This window comes from Enterococcus sp. CSURQ0835, assembly GCF_902706605.1.
In the GTDB taxonomy this organism is placed as follows: domain Bacteria; phylum Bacillota; class Bacilli; order Lactobacillales; family Enterococcaceae; genus Enterococcus_A.
The window spans coordinates 17175-35283 of sequence record NZ_CACSLH010000001.1 but is presented as its reverse complement, the minus strand read 5'-3'; the positions used below and the strand labels follow the sequence as shown (position 1 = coordinate 35283).

Below are 18109 nucleotides of genomic sequence, written 5' to 3'. Positions count from 1 at the left end.
ACAAGATAATGACAAAATGGACAGATTATCTTGATGCAGTGACCGCTTACTCAGCTGCAGAGCCTCAATGGATGACCGATTTGCGGTTACAAGCATTAAAAAAAATTGATTCGCTACCATTACCAACGATCGAAAGAGTCAACTTTTCTCGCTGGCCGCTTTACAATGTAACAGCTGAGCATACAGAATATAGTGGCAATGTCCCTAGCTTTGATCAGATCAGTGATAATCCCTTGATCGTTCAAACCGGAGAACAAACTATTTTAGAACAAATCACCCCTGAGCTAGAAGAAAAAGGGGTCATCTTCACCGATCTAGCAACAGCTTTACAAGAACATCCTGAACTAGTCAAAGAGTATTATATGCAAAAAGCTGTGCAAGTGGATGAAAATCAAATGACAGCACTGCATGCAGCTTTTATGAATAATGGTGTCTTCTTGTATGTGCCGAAAAATGTCGTGATCAATGAACCGCTGGAAGCTTTATTTTTACAAGACGGTAATAGCTCAGCGCATTTCTTCAAACATGTTTTGATCGTTGCAGAAGATAACAGTGAATTTTCTTATTTGGAACGCTTTGAATCAGAAGGCGACCAAGCGAAAAAAATCTCAGGTAATGTCATCGTAGAAGTGATCGCAAAACCTGGTGCACGGGTGAAATTCTCAGCGGTCGACTCACTCGGCGCAAATATCACCTCTTACATGAATCGTCGCGGGTATTTGATGCGGGATTCAATGGTTGACTGGGCGATTGGGATCATGAATGATGGCAATGTGATCGCAGACTTTGATTCGGATCTAGTTGGGGATGGTGCGCATTCCGAAGTCAAAATCGTTGCGATCTCAACTGACAAGCAGATTCAAGGGATCGATACACGTGTGACTAATAAAGCACCGCATACGATTGGACATATTTTGCAACACGGTGTCATCTTAGAAAAAGCGACGCTGACTTTTAATGGGATCGGTCATATTTTAAAAGGCGCAAAAGGATCTGACGCGCAACAAGAAAGTCGGGTCTTGATGCTTTCTAATCAAGCGCGTGGCGATGCAAATCCGATTCTTTTGATTGATGAAAATGAAGTCACAGCAGGTCACGCTGCCAGTGTCGGTCGCGTTGATCCAGATGAATTATTTTATTTGATGAGTCGTGGGCTAGAAAAAACTGAAGCTGAACGGTTAGTGATTCGTGGTTTCTTAGGCTCTGTGATCACCGCGATCCCCGTAAAAGCGACACAAAAACAATTGATCGATACGATCGAAGGGAAGTTGAGAAAATAATGGCAGACTTTGCAACTTTGCGCAATGAGTTTCCGATTTTATTTCAAGAAGTCAATGACGAGCCTTTGGTTTATCTTGACAATGCTGCAACGACCCAAAAGCCAACTGCTGTTTTAGATGTTTTGCAACATTACTACGAACACGATAATGCCAATGTCCACCGCGGTGTACACACATTAGCCGAACGCGCTACGAAAGATTATGAAGCGGCGCGCGAAAAAGTCCGTCAGTTCATCAACGCAAAAGAAAGCGCGGAAGTATTATTCACTCGCGGAACGACGACTGGTTTAAACTGGTTAGCTCGCAGCTTAGAAGCACCCTTTGTCAAAGCTGGCGATGAGATCGTGATCTCTTACATGGAACATCATTCAAATATTATTCCGTGGCAACAATTAGCCAAACGTGTTGGGGCGACGTTACGCTACATTTCCATCACTGAAGCTGGATTTTTAGATCTAGCAGAAGCGAAAAAAATCATCAATGATAAGACGGCTATCGTGTCGATCGCACACGTTTCAAATGTTTTAGGTGTTGTAAATCCAATCGCAGAATTAGCTGAGCTTGCTCATCAACACCACGCATTGATGGTAGTAGATGGTGCGCAGTCCACCCCTCATATGCAAGTCGATGTTCAAAAATTAGACGCAGACTTTTTTGCCTTTAGCGGGCATAAAATGTGCGGTCCGACTGGAATCGGTGTATTATATGGCAAACGCGAGTTGTTAGAACAAATGGAGCCGGTGGAATTTGGTGGTGAGATGATCGATTTTGTTGATCTGTATGACAGCACGTGGAAAGAATTACCTTGGAAATTTGAAGCAGGCACGCCAAACATTGCCGGTGCGATCGCGTTAGGTGCTGCTGTTGATTATTTAACGGGGATCGGAATGGATGCGATCCATCGTTATGAGCAAGAGTTAGTCGATTACGTGTTACCAAAACTACAAGCAATCGATGGTGTGACGACGTATGGCCCACAAGCTGCTAAAGATCATACCGGTGTCATCGCTTTTAATTTGGACGGATTGCATCCCCATGATGTGGCCACTGCACTTGATATGGAAGGAGTAGCAGTCAGAGCCGGTCATCATTGTGCGCAACCACTGTTGAAATACTTAAAAGTTCCGGCAACGGCACGAGCTAGTTTTTATTTTTACAATACGAAAGCCGATGCCGATCGTTTGATTGAAGCAATCCAAGCAACAAAGGAGTTTTTCAAAAATGGCGCTATCTAAACTAGACAATTTATACCGACAAGTTATTTTAGATCATTCTTCACATCCTCATCACAGAGGGACATTGAATGATACGACGCAAAAAATCGAAATGAACAATCCGACTTGTGGTGATGTGATCGAATTGCAATTAGAGGTGGAAGACGGAATCATCAAAGACATTGCGTTTGATGGCAGTGGTTGTTCGATCTCAACTGCTAGTGCATCCATGATGACGGATGCTGTGATCGGCAAACCAGTGGCTGAGGCGGAACATTTAGCCGTGATTTTTGCGCAAATGGTCCAAGGCAATGAGATCCCCGAAGAAGACAACGAGGCGCTTGGTGATGCAGCGATGTTATCGGGGGTTGCGAAATTTCCAGCGCGGATCAAATGTTCAACGTTAGCTTGGAAAGCATTGGGTAAAGCATTGACCGATGATGAAGGCAAGGCCCAAGCAGGTCAATTCCACAAAGAATAGGAGCGGGAACTATGAGTAACGTACCTGAATTACAAGAAGAATACCAATATGGCTTCCACGACGATGTCAAACCCGTTTTCACGACCGGTGAAGGCTTGTCAGAAGACGTCATTCGTGAAATTTCAAAAGCAAAAGGCGAACCGGAATGGATGCTGGATTTCCGTTTGAAATCGTTAGCGACTTTCCATAAATTAGAGATGCCAGAATATGGTCCTGATCTATCGGGACTTGATTTTGACAAGATCAACTACTTCATTCGATCCAGCGAAAAACCTGCGCGGGATTGGGAAGATGTTCCAGAAGAAATCAAAACGACTTTTGAACGCTTAGGGATTCCGGAAGCAGAGCGAGCTTACTTGGCTGGAGCTTCTGCTCAATATGAATCAGAAGTGGTGTATCACAATATGAAAGACGAATTCAAAAAATTGGGGATCGTCTTCACCGACACGGATACGGCGTTAAAAGAATATCCCGAGTTGTTCAAAGAATATTTTGGCAAACTCGTGCCACCATCTGACAATAAATTAGCGGCGTTAAATTCAGCGGCTTGGTCAGGCGGAACTTTTATCTATGTACCAAAAGGAGTAAAAACTGATATTCCGATCCAATCGTATTTCCGGATCAATGCTGAAAACACCGGACAATTTGAACGGACATTGATCGTAGTTGACGAAGGTGCAAGTATCAATTACGTAGAAGGCTGTACCGCGCCAACTTATTCGTCTGATAGTCTGCATGCCGCAGTCGTTGAAGTCTTCGTTAAAAAAGATGCTTACTGCCGGTATACGACGATCCAAAATTGGTCGAACAATGTGTACTCATTAGAAACGAAACGTGGTCAAGCATTAGAAAACGCAACGATGGAATGGGTCGATGGCAACTTAGGCTCAAAAGTCACGATGAAATATCCATCTGTTTATATGGATGGCAAAGGTGCGCGGGGAACAATGCTTTCAATCGCCGTTGCAGGAAAAAATATTCATCTGGATAGTGGTGCACGCATGATCCACAATGCACCGAATACGTCTAGTTCGATCGTTTCCAAATCGATCTCAAAAGATGGCGGAGCAGTTGACTATCGTGGGACCGTGCGTTTTGGTCGCAACAGTGATGGTTCATTTGGTCACGTGGAATGCGATACGATCATCATGGACGATCAATCCAGTTCCGATACGATTCCGTACAATCAAATTTTAAACGGCAATGTCTCGATGGAACATGAAGCAAAAGTTTCAAAAATTTCTGAAGAGCAATTGTACTATTTGATGAGCCGCGGTATCTCGGAGCAAGAAGCAACTGAGATGATCGTCATGGGATTTGTAGAACCATTTACGAAAGAACTGCCGATGGAATACGCAGTCGAATTGAACCGCTTGATCCAATATGAAATGGAAGGCAGTGTAGGTTAAACCTGTTATAGGAGCTAGAACCCTTGATATATAAGGATTCTAGCTTTTTTTGTTTTGCCTGTATACTAGAAATGACCAGCTTTTGACCAGCTCTTTTACTGATGAGCCATCATATCAGCAAAGTCTTGACCTGTTTTCTTAGGTGCATTATTTGTAATATGTGCATAGATGTCTAATGTCACTTTACTATTTTCATGCCCTAATCGTTGTTGAACTACCTTGACAGATTCTCCTGCTTCTAATAACAAACTAGCATGTGTATGTCTAAACCCATGAGGTGTAATACGAGGCAAGTTATATTTTTTCAAAATATATCTTAACCAATCATTAACAGTGTTTGGAATGTATAGAGTGTTTTTAACTGTTGTAAAAACATGTTGCTCTTTAGAGCTAGTATTGTATCCAAGTTTTAAATACTCTTCTTTTTGCTGTAATTTCCAGTTGTTGAGGATAGAAAGAGTCTCAGTATCTAAAGAGATAACTCGTCTAGAAGCTCTTGTTTTCGGAGATTGAATTATAACGTTACCAAATTCATCTACAGCAAGAGTTTTATTGACATGTAGTTCTTTATTAAACGTATCTATGTCTTTCCACTGTAAAGCGAGTACTTCACTCTTTCTCATACCTGTGTATGCCAATAATCTGAAGAAGGCGTATTGTTTCATGTTACCAAAATCTTTAAAAGCATCCAGTAAATCATTAAGCTCCTCTTTTGAGTAAAATTTACGATTTTTCTCATACTCTTTTTTTCGTGGAAGAAGTGTTTTTTCCATAGGATTATTGTCAATATATTGCATTGCAACCCCGTAGCGTAAAATTTGTGCAGTCTGTTTTCTCATATAGTCGTAACTTTCATATTTACTGTGCCATTCATCTACCACTTTTTGACAATATGGGACAGAGATATTCGATAATTTAAGCTTACCAAATGCTGGAAGTATTTGATTATTTGCGTATCTTACTGAAATTGCGATTGTTGAAGCTTTAACACTGGTACGCTGATGAGCTATCCATTCATTATACAGGTCTTCAAATGTCATATCAGGTGCTTTCTTTTTAACACCGTATAATATTTGATGTCTGTATTCGTCATAATCTTTTTGAGCTTCTTGTTTGCTACTAAAACCTCTTCTCGTAGTATTTATTTTTTCACCAGTTCGTGGATCGGTGGCAATGTGTCCTTTATACATCCACGCCACTTGACCGTTTTTCTTTTTGTACTTTGATATTTTTGCCATGAAATCATCTCCTCTTAGTTTACAAGGAGTACTTACCACTAGATGGTATCACCTCCCTTCATTTTTTTCTTAGTGTATTTTTTCCCAATTGATGAAATCGTTTGTTCTAGCTTGTTTATATTATCAGTAATTTCTCTCACAGCTTCTTCGGGATAAGACATGTCTTTCAATTGAATAGGTAGCCATTCATCTACCATTCTTTCTAGTAGTTCTTCTATACTGCTAGTGAGGAAAAGAATGTTATTGTCAAATTCTTCTACAATAGCATTGATGAATAATTCTTCTATTTTTAAGATATTGAAAAGACTAATTTTTTCATTTTTAACTTTATTACAAGTCTTGTTAGCAATAAATTCTTGCATCTCTGGTTCTAATTTGGAATATCTATCTAGCCATGTATCTAAATTAGAGTGTACTGGTGGAAACTGTTGACGAAGATGCTGGAACAGGTTTTTATCTGGAAATGTTATACCATCTAGTACAATGCTATCTCTATAAAGAATAATTCCCAAAATATATTCTTCTACATTGCCACAAACTAACTCCTCTATACTCATATTTCCCAAATCAGCAATTCGGGATAATCGCTCTGGTATTGGTAAATAGGTTCCCTTTTCCCATTCGTAGATAGTTTTTTTGTCAATCGATTGACCGTTGTTAATCATAAGACCAAATGCTGGTTGTGTTAATTTTTTACTCTTTCTTATAGCTTTTATTTTTGTTCCGAGTATCTTTTTTCGTTCTAAATAATTTATTGGTGGACGCTTTATCATATTGACCACACCTCCTAAAATTAGTATACCTTAAAAAGGGGGTGTTGTAAATAAATTTAACAAAACTATTGACACCCCTTTTTCGTCGAGGTATTATGTGTATGTCGATGAACTGGTAATCATTTTTTGTTTGATTAATCGGTTAATAACAAAATACTTTTATTTTGAGCAAAAAATACGAAGATGATTCTTAGAAAATTTGTTCAAGCAATCACGAAAGGAGGGGAAAATATGTCTCTACAAATCATTGATAGCATTGTTTCTATACAAGTTGAACAACAAGTGAAAGAGATAATTACAGTGCTAAAGCCTATGCTAGAAGACATTATTTCTGGAGTCACTCTAGAGTATATGGACTATCAGCAGGCAAGTGAATATCTAGGTGTATCAGTAGGAACGATTAGAAAATATGTTTCTCAATACGGGTTACCTGTTATAAAAATTGATACGGTCATTAGATTCAAAAAATCTGATATTGATAGTTTCATGGAACGGTATAAAGGTTGAGTAAACAAATAAGACTAAAACATATAGTAATAAAGAGTTTGTGTTTATTATCTGTATGTTTTAGTCTTTAACAGAATTTTATAAGGAGGAACCACAAATGGAAACACCAATGATTAATATTCCAATCAATGTAGATAAAGAAAGACTATTAGAGAAACCAGTTATAGATGATGAAAAAAAGAAAATACGAAAAAGATGTTTAGATAACTACAGAGAAGTTACAAGAGATGAGTTTGTAGAGATACTAAATTCATCACAATCATTTATTCCAAGCAAGACAAAGAATAAAGGCAACAAAAGTGAAGAGTTTTTAGAAACTAGAGTTATTATTCTGGATGTCGATAACACTGTTAAAGATGAGAAGGGGAAGGTAGTAGATTTAAGTAAAGATGATAGTAGATACTTAAGCATAGAAAAGGCTTTATCTATCAATTTAGTTCATAATTCTGCGTTTGCGATACAAAAAAGTATTCGGTACTCTGAAAATCTAGAAAAATTCAAGATTGTCTTTCTATTAAAAGAAGCAATTACTGACTATAGTAAAATGGTTGCTGTTTACGAATACTTGAAAAAAATCATACCCGGGTGTGATGACAATGTAAATGCTTCGAATAGAATGTTTTTTGGAGGATATAAGTCAGATGCAGTGATAATGATTAATGAAGACAACATGTTAGATATTACTGAGCTTCCGATTGATTTTACCATGACATGTTCTAAAAATTGTCAAAGTGATTCAGGGAGAGAGTATGAACTAGTCAATGAAACTGATTTTGTTAAGTTGATAAAAAATGACGACAAAGAAGAAATGAAACAGTGGTTTAAAGACTGCTTGTTTGATTCCTCCGACATGTCTTTCAATGAGATTTATGAAAGATTGTTAACCATTGATATGGATAAATTACTTAAGTCAAGTAAAAACTTAAGATGTCTGTTTCACAACGATCATAATCCCTCTGCTAGTATTTTTACCAGTAAAACTGGGCATTCCATTTTTTATTGTCATTCCAGTAATTGTAGTATCAGTGAAAATTTTATTGGAGTTGTGATGTTAATTCTAAAGAAAGACAGTCGGGTAGAAACATTTAATTGGCTATTAGAGAACCTAGACCTGTATCCTACACATTTTCGAAAACTGAAAGAGGAATCAAAAGTACTTTTTGACACTCTTGAATCGATGGAAGACAAGCTTTTCAGGACAATAAGGAATTATCTAGAGGAAATGAGACATGTCTATGATATCTTGCTTTCTGATGTTAATTTTTTTGATGATAGTAAGGAAAGTGTGACTTGTATTTTGTCGGGGGAACAATTAGCTAAAAAAATGAGTTCTTACTATGGTAAAACTTATGACATAGATAAATATAATAAGTTACTATCACTTATGACTTTTATAGGATTGATAAAAAAATTAGATGATGAAGATGTTCCTTTGAAGATGCTCGAATACCTAAATAGGCTAAAGGAAGAGAAAGCGTTAGGAAACTTTAATCATAAGAGAAGCAATGTCTATCGATTAGACGTTTTTAATGCAACTTCTGTGATTCAAAAATTGAATGAAGATATCCTTCCACTTCTGGAAAAATTTCATTTTACATATCAATATTTTTCTTATGAATGGGTTAAGATATGTTTTAACGAAAAAGAGGCTAAAAGAGTATTTCCTCAAAATTCCCGATCAGAACTTAGCAAGGAAAAACAATTGATTTTAGATGAAGCACATGAAGTTTTACAGGGCTTATCGTGGCAAGGAACATATATAATGACAGAGAAAGAACTTACTAACACTGTTTGTGGACGTCTACGTAATGTTGGGAATAACAGCGTGAAAAATGCTTTAAAAGAAAACAGAGGCTACTTTGTTAAACAAGGATTCACTCTTGAACGAGCTTCTAAGGATATTAAGAGACTATACAATGTGAAAGCAAGTAGTAGTTTTTTAGTCTACCTAGCAAAAGGAGCAGGGATAGATGAAGTAATAAAAGAATTGATATTATCAGGAGTTGGATTAGTTCCTCTTTATCAATTTACAAGTGTAACAAGAGATGATGGACGGAGAGTAAGAAAGAGAAAAGACCCAATTGTATTAAACTAGACAGGTTATCCATAGCTCTTAATCTTATTTCATCTCAATACACCCACCGTTAAAGTTCGGTGGGTTATTTATTTTTCAATCTTTCAATAGCTGATTGCGTTCATTTTCTTGCCTTTTTAATAGCTTCATATAGTCAATTGTTCGAATTGCATCTTCAGTACTAAGAGAGCGATAGAGAGCCAAAAACTCTTCATCATAATCTATGTCAACATTGTCTAGAAAATGGCTTACAGGGGTTCCTAGGGCTCTAGAAAGGGCTGTTAAGCTATCGAGGTTAGGTTCTGTTACAGAATTTTCCCATCTTGCTACTGCCTGTTGTGTAGAGAAGATTTTTTCAGCTAATTCTTTTTGTGTCCACCCGAGTGCTTTTCGCTTTTCTCTAATGACCTTTGCATATTGTTTCTGTTTCATTAATACACCCTCCTTCTCAGTAGAGTACAACAAGTTGTTGTATTTGTAATGATATTTGAAGCTTTTACATATTTTATGAGTTGAAATACATCATATTGTTGTATATAATAAAAAACAGGGAGTGAGGATATGAAAAAAACAAGTAATCTCAGCCGATACAGAGAAGAAAGAGGACTTTCTCAAACTGAGCTAGCAAGAAAGATGAACGTTACACAGCAATGTATAAGTTCATGGCAAACAGGGAGAACGATTCCTAAACCCTATCAAATGAAAATGCTTTCTGAGATATTAAGTGTACCAATAAATGAGCTGTTTTCTGATGTATTTAATAAAGTAAACAGTTAACTCATAAGCAATTGAATGATTTTAGGAGGAGAAGACATGTATTGTAGAAAATGTGGCAAAGAAATAACAGATGAAAGTAAGTATTGCCAGTTTTGCGGAGCATTACAAGAAACAGATGAGACAACCGAAGTAGACACAGTAAAGAAAAGTACTGAGCAGACAATTAATGAAATGAAGGAACAAATCGTACATGGACAAGAGACAGGGAAGCTGTATTTGATTATTGGTTGGATTTCTATGGTAGTATCGTTAGCATTTATTCCTGTTGTATTTGGTGCTGTTGCTGTTATTATGGGTTACTTATATCGAGAGAAAGATGAAAAAATGGGTACGATTTTGATGATAGCAGGGGTAGCTGGAGCCATCTTTGGTGTACTTTTAGGGATGTCAATGTACTGATAAGAGGGATAAGAGCAAATTATTTTGGAGATAGGAGATAAAAAGTTGAATAAAGTAAATATGAACAAGAAGTTTGTCATTATAGGTATTGTTGTCTTGGCTATTATAGGTATCATTTTTTCAAAAATGACAGGTACATCTGGATTAGAGAAGTCATCGAAACCATTGGTAACACAGATTTTACAAGAACAGTACAGTTTAAATCGGACATGTGATGATGTGACGATTACTCATGAAAATGGAGATAACACATACCGAGCTAAAGCTATATTAGACAATGGAAGTGCTATCAACATAAATATTGAGTACTATCCAAAGAAAGACCGTATATATGTAGAGATACCATATACTGAGGTGTTAATGTTGAATTGAATCCCACCCCGTTGGTGATTGACCGTATCTCAAGAGGAACCATTAGAAAGCATAGGCTAACTAGGGGTTCCTTTTTCTTTTGTTTTTTTGGAATCCGCTTAAGTGAAATGTATCTGAAATGAAACGAAAATAACGTGATTTTTTACTGTAATATCAAGGTTTTAGCTGTTTTAGATACCATGTAACCCAAAATAGTTTATTGAGAAAATAGGAGAGTATGTGATACTAACTAGTAGGGAAAAATGAGATAAAAAGTAAATGGAATCATTTCAGAAATAAGTGAAATAAGACAACGTAATAGGTATAACATGACTATTACATAGTTTTAGACATGAAATATTACTACAAAATTTGTCTAATTATGTCATTATTTATGGAGGAGTTTTATAACGATTTTTGTAATAAAAAGACGAGAAGGAATGCATACATGTAAATCCTCTCGTCTTTTAACTATTTACTTTAGGAATTACAACAATTGCTGTAATTCGTCACCTATTCGTTCAACTATTTTCGTGACTAAAGCATTTCCCATAAAGAATAAGCGCATTCTATCTGAAACTTCTACTATTTCCCCGGAGGATAATTTTTTATACTTTGTCCAATCATCAGGAAAGTCTTGTAGACGTTCGGCTTCTATAGGGGTCAACAAGCGGTAACGACCATCTATTTTTAATAAATGTGTAGATCTATTCACAGAACCTTCTGAAGTTAGCATCGTCCGTCCGGGCATATCTAAATCATCATAAGGAGACATACCACCTTCGGAGAATGTATAGGTATGACCTTCAGCAGTGACTCGCTCTATTTTTTTAGGTCCACGAAGATATTCGAATTTTTTTATTTTACTTTCGTCGGTCAAGTAATACTTTTCAGCTACTTCATCTTCAGGTTGAATGATTTCTCTTAATGGAGTAGGTTTTTCTTTATCGTATGGTTCCGTATCTATAGTAAAGTAACGTCCATGTCTCATTACCCCAGTATTGTATACTTTTCCAGTAAAATTATCTGATATCTCTACTATGTCATTGGATAACTTATACGACGCTTGTCTACCCTTATAAGGAGTCTTGATGATTGGAAATTGTCGAGCAAAAAGTCCTTCACTGAATATATACTCATCATAACGATGTTCTTCTTCACCAAGTATTTTTTGTTCGAATCGTGCATCTATCTTGTTCGCAAAACCAGTATCATTTTTGTAAACGAAAAAAAAGACACGGCGTCTACGTTGTCTACGGCCATAATCAGCAGCATTGATAACACGCCATTCTACGGAATACCCTAAATCATTAAAGGAAGCAAGCATTATAGCAAAATCTCTGCCACGTTGTTTAGAAGGAGATTTAAGTAGACGATCAACATTCTCTAAAATGAGATACTTTGGTTTTATGTGGTTCGTAGCACGGATTATTTGCCAAAATAGAACTCCTTTTTTACCTTCTATCCCCATCTCATGTTTTTTACTACGTGCAACTGAATAATCTTGGCACGGAAATCCACCAACAATGATGTCAGCGTCCATTTGCTCAAATTCTTCATTTGATATTTCTTCTATATTCCTGTTGATATTTTCACTATTTGGGAATCGGTAGTCATATACTTCAAAAGCATCTTGTGATTTTCGAGAAGGCTCCCATTGGTTTGCCCATTTCGTTTTGAATAGGTCGGCATTAGAATGCTCGAGTCCAACTCTGAACCCCCCTACACCGGCAAAAAGTTCTAATACATTTAGTGTTTCACTCATATTGGCGAACATCCTTTCGGTTTTAACTTAAATGTATTATACAATAAATAAATCGATTTGAAAAGATCGAAATCAAAAATGCTATGATTTACTTAAGGAGTTTCTCAAGGTTATTCTGTAAAGTTGAAACAACATCAGATGATTTTGTATAGACTTGGTTTCTATGTAACCATGTAGTATAGTTTTATATAGGAATAAACGTAGGATGGAGTGACTGAACGAATGTCTGAATACTTAACAAAAGAGCAAGTACATAATAGAGCTAAAGAAGCAGTGGGGAAGTCTATGATAGAATTAAATAATGGAATTCCCCTTCTCAATAGTAAAAATAAAAACTCTATAGGAGACATATTTGAGTCTTGGTTCGGCAAGGTAAAGGATAGCGAGAGTAGGCCAGACCTGGAAGAAGCAGGTGTAGAGTTAAAGGCTACGCCAATAAAAAAGTTGAAAAACGGTCAGTATAGCGCTAAAGAACGATTAGTGTTGAATATCATCAACTATAATGAGGTCGCTGAGGAAACATTCGAAGAAAGTCATTTTTTGTATAAAAACAACATCATGGAAATCGCATTTTATGAATACTTAAAAGATACGCCGAAAGACCAGTGGACTATCCGTGAAGCTATTTTATATGAGATGTATAAAAACCCTGTAGATTTTGAAATCATACGACAAGACTGGGAGCTTATAAAGAAATATATTTTAGATGGGAAAGCTCATGAGCTAAGTGAAAGTTTGACGAACTATCTTGCTCCATGTACAAAAGGAACTAATGCTGTGAAGTCACTCAGGACACAGCCCTATTCAGAACAAAAAGCTAAACAACGGGCATACTCATTGAAATCAGGATACATGACATCTATTTTACGTAAATATGTATTAGGCGATGAAAAAATCGATTCAATCGTGAAGAATACTTTTCAACTTGAAGAAAACAACTTAGAAGATTTAGTATTAGAACATTTTATACCATATGTAGGTCAAACTGTACAATCTTTATGTGAAAAATTCACAATCAAGACATCGTATCAAGCTAATTATAGAATCGTTTCTTCAATACTAGGGTTATCTGGTACTGTAACCAAAGGGGAACCTTTCCCAAGAGTCGAAGAATTTGAAAAAGCGTCTATACTAGTTAAAACCATATATTTTGATAAAAGTGGAAATAACAAAGAAAGCATGTCATTTCCATCATTCAATTTTATTGATTTGAGCAAACAGGTATGGGAAAAAGAAGATGGGGAACCAAGCAGTGATTGGCATAATTTTTTATTAGATACAAGATTTCTTTTTGTAGTCTTTAAAGAAGAAGATGAAGGTGTTGTATTCAAGGGAGCTAAATTTTTTAGTATGCCAGAAGAAGATATAGAAGGGCCAGTCCGTAAGGTATGGGAAGATACTGTGTCTAAACTTCGAGAAGGAGTAGAGTTAGAAGCTATTCCTGATAAATCTACTAAGGATGGATGGAAAATCAAAAATAATTTTATAAAGAAAACAGACAAAATGATTTGCCATGTTAGACCCCATGCTAGCCAACGAGATTACTCTGTCGATGGACGCTATGCGGATAAACTTCCTGTACCCGCAAAATGGATTAATAAACCAGACAACGATAATTACTCGGATCAATGGATGACCAAACAATGTTTTTGGATAAACAATGATTATATAAAAGAGCAAGTACAAGATTTGATATCATAAAAAAAGAGGAAGACTACTCCTCTTTTTTTTGTGCAATATAATCTAATATCACAGATGTGCAATAATTTAAGTTTTTCAAAATATCTTTTTCCCAAAAGTGTATAGGTACCCAACCAAGTTTTATGAGAGACTGATTATTCCTTTCATCTCTCCTCATATTTTCTTCTATTTTTTCAATCCAGTAGTCCCGATTCCGTTTCAACTTTTGTTTTCTATTGTCCCAATCGTGTCCGTGCCAAAACTCTCCATCGACGAAAATTGCTAGTTTATATTTGGTAACTGCTATATCGGGAGAGCCTGGTAATTTTTTATAGTTTTTTCGATACCTGACACCTTGATGCCATAACTCTTTGGCTAGCAGACTTTCAGCTTTTCCTCCCTTCAAGCGTACATTTGCCATACGTTTTGATACTTCGGGAGTGGTCGATAGTTGTCTATGCTTCATTGTTTTTTACCTCCAATGTTCTAATAGAATCAAGAAATGTTAGTACAGAGATATGATTTATTTAAGATATCACTATCATAAATATATAGCTAAATGAAAAAAGTTGCGAATATGGTCTTATAGAAATAGTAATTATTTTCAGTTCTCAGCGGTCTTATTGATTCCGTTTTATTAATTTTAAATGTTATTCAGTGACCCTTTAACAGGTCAATTTTTATGTTTTTGTCTTCGTATGACTCAGTTTGATATCTAGTGATATAGTGATTTGAGTCTACATCGAACAATGGAATAATCCAATAAAAAATGATTTAGAATATCAAAATAACAAAAAAGAGGACTACCTGTATTAGTCCTCTTTTTGACCAGATTTTGACCAGTCTATTTTACATTCTAATATATTCATATGAGCTAATTTTATGAGTAAATGGTAAGTTTTTCCTTGTTTGTTTTAGTTTAAACTAGTGTGTAATTTAAAAATCTATATGGAAGGGTCTGTCGGCTAAGATTTATAAAAGGGCTAGGAAAAGCTGTATAAAGCCTTTCCTAGTTTTTTATTTGAGACGAAACAGAAAAATCTATCTATTTTTTACTGTGCGAGATACGATTTTAACGATGAAGAATGATGCTGAAAAGATAGTTTATAGTGATGTCTCACCGGATAACATGATAAAAGAAGGGAATGTCTCCATGAATCTGTGATGCTTGGTAGATGGCATCACAGCTATTTAGCAAATTCATCAACAGGGACTGCTACTATACCAATTACGGTGCAGACCTCTGTGGGACAAAAGTTGTGAACGTGCCTGTGATTATTAAACAGGATTGTTGGGGCTGCTGTTTATCGGTAGTCTCTTTCTTGTTATAATGGGTATTGAGGTGAGATAATGTTAATATTAACAAAAACTATTCAAGAAAATACGGTGAACGATTTGCAAACTATTGTTCTTGCTTTAATCCCTATATTTGGGACTATTGTAGCCGCGTTAGTGGGTTATTTAATTAATAAGAACATGGAGATGCAAAAGGAAATAAATTCAAAGAAAAGAAAAATCTATGAAGAGTTTCTAAATGCAGTTACATTGACTCAGTTTGAAGGGAGCCTTGAACTTCTGATTATTCCAGGAAGTGACTATGCATTTAAAGATGTTCACACTGCTAAGTTGGAAGTTATTAAAGGCTATGAAAAAGTAAAATTGTGGGGCTCAAAGGGAGTGATTAATGCTTGTTATGATTTTTTTGAATCTCAAATTAGAATAGCTCAGAAATCAGACAGTGTGAGCCAAAAAGACATGAAAGAAGCTTATTACCGAATAATTGAAGAGATGCGGAATGATTTAAAAATGAAAAAAATTTCCTTAAATGAAAAAACATACAAATTGTTTCCTTTGATAGAGATGATTCATTAAATTTGCCACAAAAATAATGATCACAATGAAAATTATGGTGTTAGGTTAGATTTAGTGGATGCTTTTTGGGAGGGACTATAATAACCTCAAATGAAAAAATACAATCAAGAAAGAAAAGATATGACCCTTCAACTCGTCGCAACTAGTAAACCAGTTGTCGAGATTTCTCGTGACTATGACATTGCAGAACAAACGATTTAAACACGTGCAAAAACGGTCGAGTAGCCCGGGCATCCATTCGATCATAGAAAAAAATGTCAACCGACTAAGGTCTCTAAAGAATGTGTTGAAAAATGGATTAATCTTTTAAATTAAGATTTACCAACAACCAGCATCAATCAAAAATAGGCCGCTGATATTACATATATATCGACTGAAAAAGATTGCTGGAGCTACCTGGCAGCTTTTGCTATTTCCCTTTCATTCAGATTGTGCTATGGTAAGCGTATCCAAGCGAAAAGGAGGAGCTTATGAAACCTTCGATCAAAAATTTAACCTCAGTGACTTTTATTTGTCGCGATGGATTGCTTATCGATAATTTTTCGTTGGGGCGACAACAAACGACGATCTCGTTTCGAACGAATAAAGTGACTCAACGTTTTTATAGTCCAGACTTGCAGAAAAAAGCAGTCGCGGAGTTCACGTATTCATTGAGTCGGGCTGAGTTAGACGCGCTACGTGATCTGTTTGTGCAATTGGATTGTTTTACTTGGGAAGATGATCCTAGTCAACCGAGAAGTTCAGCTTGGGAAATTCGTTTGCGGGTAGGCTATGAGATCCCGATTCGAGGCTTCCATCAGCCGCCGAAAGCAATCGAAGTCATCACCGCGTTTTTGAATGAACGGATCACGTTTAAGTATCCGCTGATGTTATGTAATTCTCAATTTGTCAGTGAAGCAGACAGCGCAGCTTTATTAGCGATCTTGTTACCGTTGATGGAACAGGCGGATCAAGGGGCGGACCCAGCAGAAGTTGAGCAGTTGACTCAGCAGTTATTAGATCAAGTATTCGCCCATGGTTTAGGCGATTATGTGTACGAGACGTGGGGACAAGATGGGATCAATTTGACGGGAGATTTTCTATTGGCGTTGCTGCTAGCAGAAAAAAATCCGCAAGCGTGGGGCAAAGAGGAAGCTTTTGTCTTTGGAACGCAATTTTTTGCGCAAGACTTGAATGAGTTGAAAAATATTTATTTGGAAGATGGCGTAAATATTATCGGTGGAACATTGATGGAATTAAAAGAGCTTGAGTTGATCAATGAAAAACAAATCAATCAACTCATTGATGGGGTGCAAGATGGTTATTTATATTATTTACAGCTTCATGATGAGGAGCCTAAGTTACGACCTAAGCGCCCACTAACAAAAACCAATAACATCATCGACTTGGAACAGCGGCGGAAAAAACGAACTTAAAAGGGAAGTCTCAGTTGGTGGAGGCTTCTTTTTTTGCTAGAATGGAGCAGGAAAAGAGGAATGTAACATGAATAGTATGGAGAAAATCAATCAATTTCGCGATGAACGTAACTGGCGTCAATTTCATAATGAAAAAGATTTAGCACTTTCGATCTCGTTGGAAGCTGCGGAGTTACTGGAACTTTTTCAATGGAAGACTTCAGCCGAGGCCAAAGAAAAATATCCGATCGAATTACGAGAAGAGTTAGCAGATGTGTTGATCTATTCGTATATGTTAGCCGATAATTTAGGTTTTGAGATCGATGAGATCATTGCAGAAAAATTAGTTAAAAATGCACGCAAATATCCGCTAGCATCGACTAAAGTACCAAAAGCTACTGGAGAGTAGGGAAGTGAAAGGATGAAAGCTCTTTCGATTAAGCCAGCACCTGCACTTGCGATCATAACGGGGGAAAAGCCACAAGAATTTCGAACGTGGCAAACCCATTATCGTGGGGATCTGTTGATCTGCGCGACGGCGAAAAAAACGCGAGGTGCGATCGCAGGCCACGCACTTGGAGTTGTTACTTTGACCACGATCGAACACTTGCCAGCTGGAAATTATGCGTGGCACTTGGAAAATATTCGGTTGATCCAGCCATTTCCAGTAAAAGGAAAATTAAGTTTGTATGAAGTAGCTGACGAACAAATTAGTTGGCCACAAGGCACGCCGCAACAAATTTGGCAAACGTATTATGAACCGCTCATTGATTGATGGGGGTTCATTTTTGTGTTCTTTAAAAACAGTAGCGCTCAAAAAGTTTAAAATTTTTATTATGAAATGAAAAAACGCGAGGTATTTTAGTTTGAAAAATCAATTTTTTGTACTAAGCTT

The 18109-nt window shown here is 36.7% G+C and carries 19 protein-coding genes; 14 read left to right on the top strand and 5 right to left on the bottom strand.

The window, feature by feature from the left end:
• Positions 1-8: 8 nt before the first annotated feature.
• From sufD to sufB, 4 genes are read left to right on the top strand one after another with little or no spacing between them, the layout of a single operon-like run.
• Complete coding sequence (sufD, locus tag GVJ38_RS00165) at positions 9-1280, top strand: Fe-S cluster assembly protein SufD (protein ID WP_159721145.1); 1272 nt, start codon at positions 9-11, stop codon at positions 1278-1280.
• Complete coding sequence (locus GVJ38_RS00160) at positions 1280-2515, top strand: cysteine desulfurase (RefSeq protein WP_159721144.1); 1236 nt, start codon at positions 1280-1282, stop codon at positions 2513-2515. The genes sufD and GVJ38_RS00160 overlap by 1 nt, the downstream gene beginning before the upstream one ends.
• Entirely contained in the window at positions 2502-2975 is a 474-nt protein-coding gene (gene sufU, locus GVJ38_RS00155; protein WP_159721143.1) for a Fe-S cluster assembly sulfur transfer protein SufU, read from the top strand. Before GVJ38_RS00160 ends, sufU begins: the two co-directional genes overlap by 14 nt.
• 11 nt (positions 2976-2986) lie before the next feature.
• A complete protein-coding gene (sufB, locus tag GVJ38_RS00150; RefSeq protein ID WP_159721142.1) occupies positions 2987-4384 on the top strand; it encodes a Fe-S cluster assembly protein SufB in 1398 nt (465 codons plus the stop codon).
• A 95-nt stretch (positions 4385-4479) separates the two neighbouring features.
• Here sufB and GVJ38_RS00145 read toward each other — a convergent pair whose 3' ends face one another.
• Positions 4480-5622: a tyrosine-type recombinase/integrase gene (locus tag GVJ38_RS00145; RefSeq protein WP_002301919.1), complete on the bottom strand. Its 1143-nt coding sequence runs from the start codon at positions 5620-5622 to the stop codon at positions 4480-4482.
• Between the two features lie 38 nt (positions 5623-5660).
• A complete protein-coding gene (locus tag GVJ38_RS00140) occupies positions 5661-6395 on the bottom strand; it encodes a helix-turn-helix transcriptional regulator (RefSeq protein WP_159721141.1) in 735 nt (244 codons plus the stop codon).
• Between the two features lie 231 nt (positions 6396-6626).
• Here GVJ38_RS00140 and GVJ38_RS00135 point away from each other — a divergent pair, with 231 nt between their 5' ends.
• Both GVJ38_RS00135 and GVJ38_RS00130 read left to right on the top strand, forming a co-directional pair.
• Positions 6627-6902: a helix-turn-helix domain-containing protein gene (locus tag GVJ38_RS00135; RefSeq protein ID WP_002287723.1), complete on the top strand. Its 276-nt coding sequence runs from the start codon at positions 6627-6629 to the stop codon at positions 6900-6902.
• A 97-nt stretch (positions 6903-6999) separates the two neighbouring features.
• Positions 7000-8997, top strand: a complete 1998-nt coding sequence (locus GVJ38_RS00130) for a hypothetical protein (RefSeq protein WP_159721140.1) — start codon at positions 7000-7002, stop codon at positions 8995-8997.
• Positions 8998-9072: 75 nt separating this feature from the next.
• Here the strand turns inward: GVJ38_RS00130 and GVJ38_RS00125 are convergent, their stop codons facing one another.
• Entirely contained in the window at positions 9073-9408 is a 336-nt protein-coding gene (locus GVJ38_RS00125) for a helix-turn-helix domain-containing protein (RefSeq protein ID WP_113847394.1), read from the bottom strand.
• Positions 9409-9537: 129 nt separating this feature from the next.
• Here GVJ38_RS00125 and GVJ38_RS00120 point away from each other — a divergent pair, with 129 nt between their 5' ends.
• From GVJ38_RS00120 to GVJ38_RS00110, 3 genes are read left to right on the top strand one after another with little or no spacing between them, the layout of a single operon-like run.
• Entirely contained in the window at positions 9538-9753 is a 216-nt protein-coding gene (locus GVJ38_RS00120) for a helix-turn-helix transcriptional regulator (protein ID WP_113847395.1), read from the top strand.
• A 36-nt stretch (positions 9754-9789) separates the two neighbouring features.
• A complete protein-coding gene (locus tag GVJ38_RS00115; RefSeq protein WP_104873735.1) occupies positions 9790-10152 on the top strand; it encodes a zinc ribbon domain-containing protein in 363 nt (120 codons plus the stop codon).
• 45 nt (positions 10153-10197) lie between these two features.
• Positions 10198-10524 (top strand): hypothetical protein, encoded by a 327-nt coding sequence (locus GVJ38_RS00110; protein WP_010822397.1) that lies wholly within the window; start codon positions 10198-10200, stop codon positions 10522-10524.
• 466 nt (positions 10525-10990) lie between these two features.
• On the opposite strand, the gene dcm is transcribed toward GVJ38_RS00110, so the two are convergent.
• Positions 10991-12268, bottom strand: coding sequence for a DNA (cytosine-5-)-methyltransferase (gene dcm / locus GVJ38_RS00105; RefSeq protein ID WP_033695612.1), 1278 nt, complete (start codon positions 12266-12268; stop codon positions 10991-10993).
• A 222-nt stretch (positions 12269-12490) separates the two neighbouring features.
• Here dcm and GVJ38_RS00100 point away from each other — a divergent pair, with 222 nt between their 5' ends.
• Positions 12491-13969, top strand: coding sequence for a Sau3AI family type II restriction endonuclease (locus GVJ38_RS00100; RefSeq protein WP_002354533.1), 1479 nt, complete (start codon positions 12491-12493; stop codon positions 13967-13969).
• 13 nt (positions 13970-13982) lie between these two features.
• Here GVJ38_RS00100 and GVJ38_RS00095 read toward each other — a convergent pair whose 3' ends face one another.
• Positions 13983-14414 (bottom strand): very short patch repair endonuclease, encoded by a 432-nt coding sequence (locus GVJ38_RS00095; protein WP_002354535.1) that lies wholly within the window; start codon positions 14412-14414, stop codon positions 13983-13985.
• An 884-nt stretch (positions 14415-15298) separates the two neighbouring features.
• Between GVJ38_RS00095 and GVJ38_RS00090 the strand changes: the two genes are divergently transcribed.
• The 4 genes from GVJ38_RS00090 to GVJ38_RS00075 all read left to right on the top strand — a co-directional run bounded on the left by GVJ38_RS00090 (position 15299) and on the right by GVJ38_RS00075 (position 17989).
• Positions 15299-15820 carry a hypothetical protein gene (locus GVJ38_RS00090; protein ID WP_159721139.1) on the top strand — a complete coding sequence of 174 codons (522 nt, stop codon included), beginning with the start codon at positions 15299-15301 and terminating at the stop codon, positions 15818-15820.
• A 470-nt stretch (positions 15821-16290) separates the two neighbouring features.
• The gene (locus GVJ38_RS00085; protein ID WP_159721138.1) at positions 16291-17235 is read left to right on the top strand and encodes a hypothetical protein; all 945 of its coding nucleotides are present in this window, start codon (positions 16291-16293) and stop codon (positions 17233-17235) included.
• Between the two features lie 67 nt (positions 17236-17302).
• On the top strand, positions 17303-17623 hold the full coding sequence (locus tag GVJ38_RS00080) for a nucleotide pyrophosphohydrolase (RefSeq protein ID WP_159721137.1): 321 nt from the start codon (positions 17303-17305) through the stop codon (positions 17621-17623).
• Between the two features lie 12 nt (positions 17624-17635).
• On the top strand, positions 17636-17989 hold the full coding sequence (locus GVJ38_RS00075; protein ID WP_159721136.1) for an ASCH domain-containing protein: 354 nt from the start codon (positions 17636-17638) through the stop codon (positions 17987-17989).
• Positions 17990-18109: the final 120 nt, after the last annotated feature.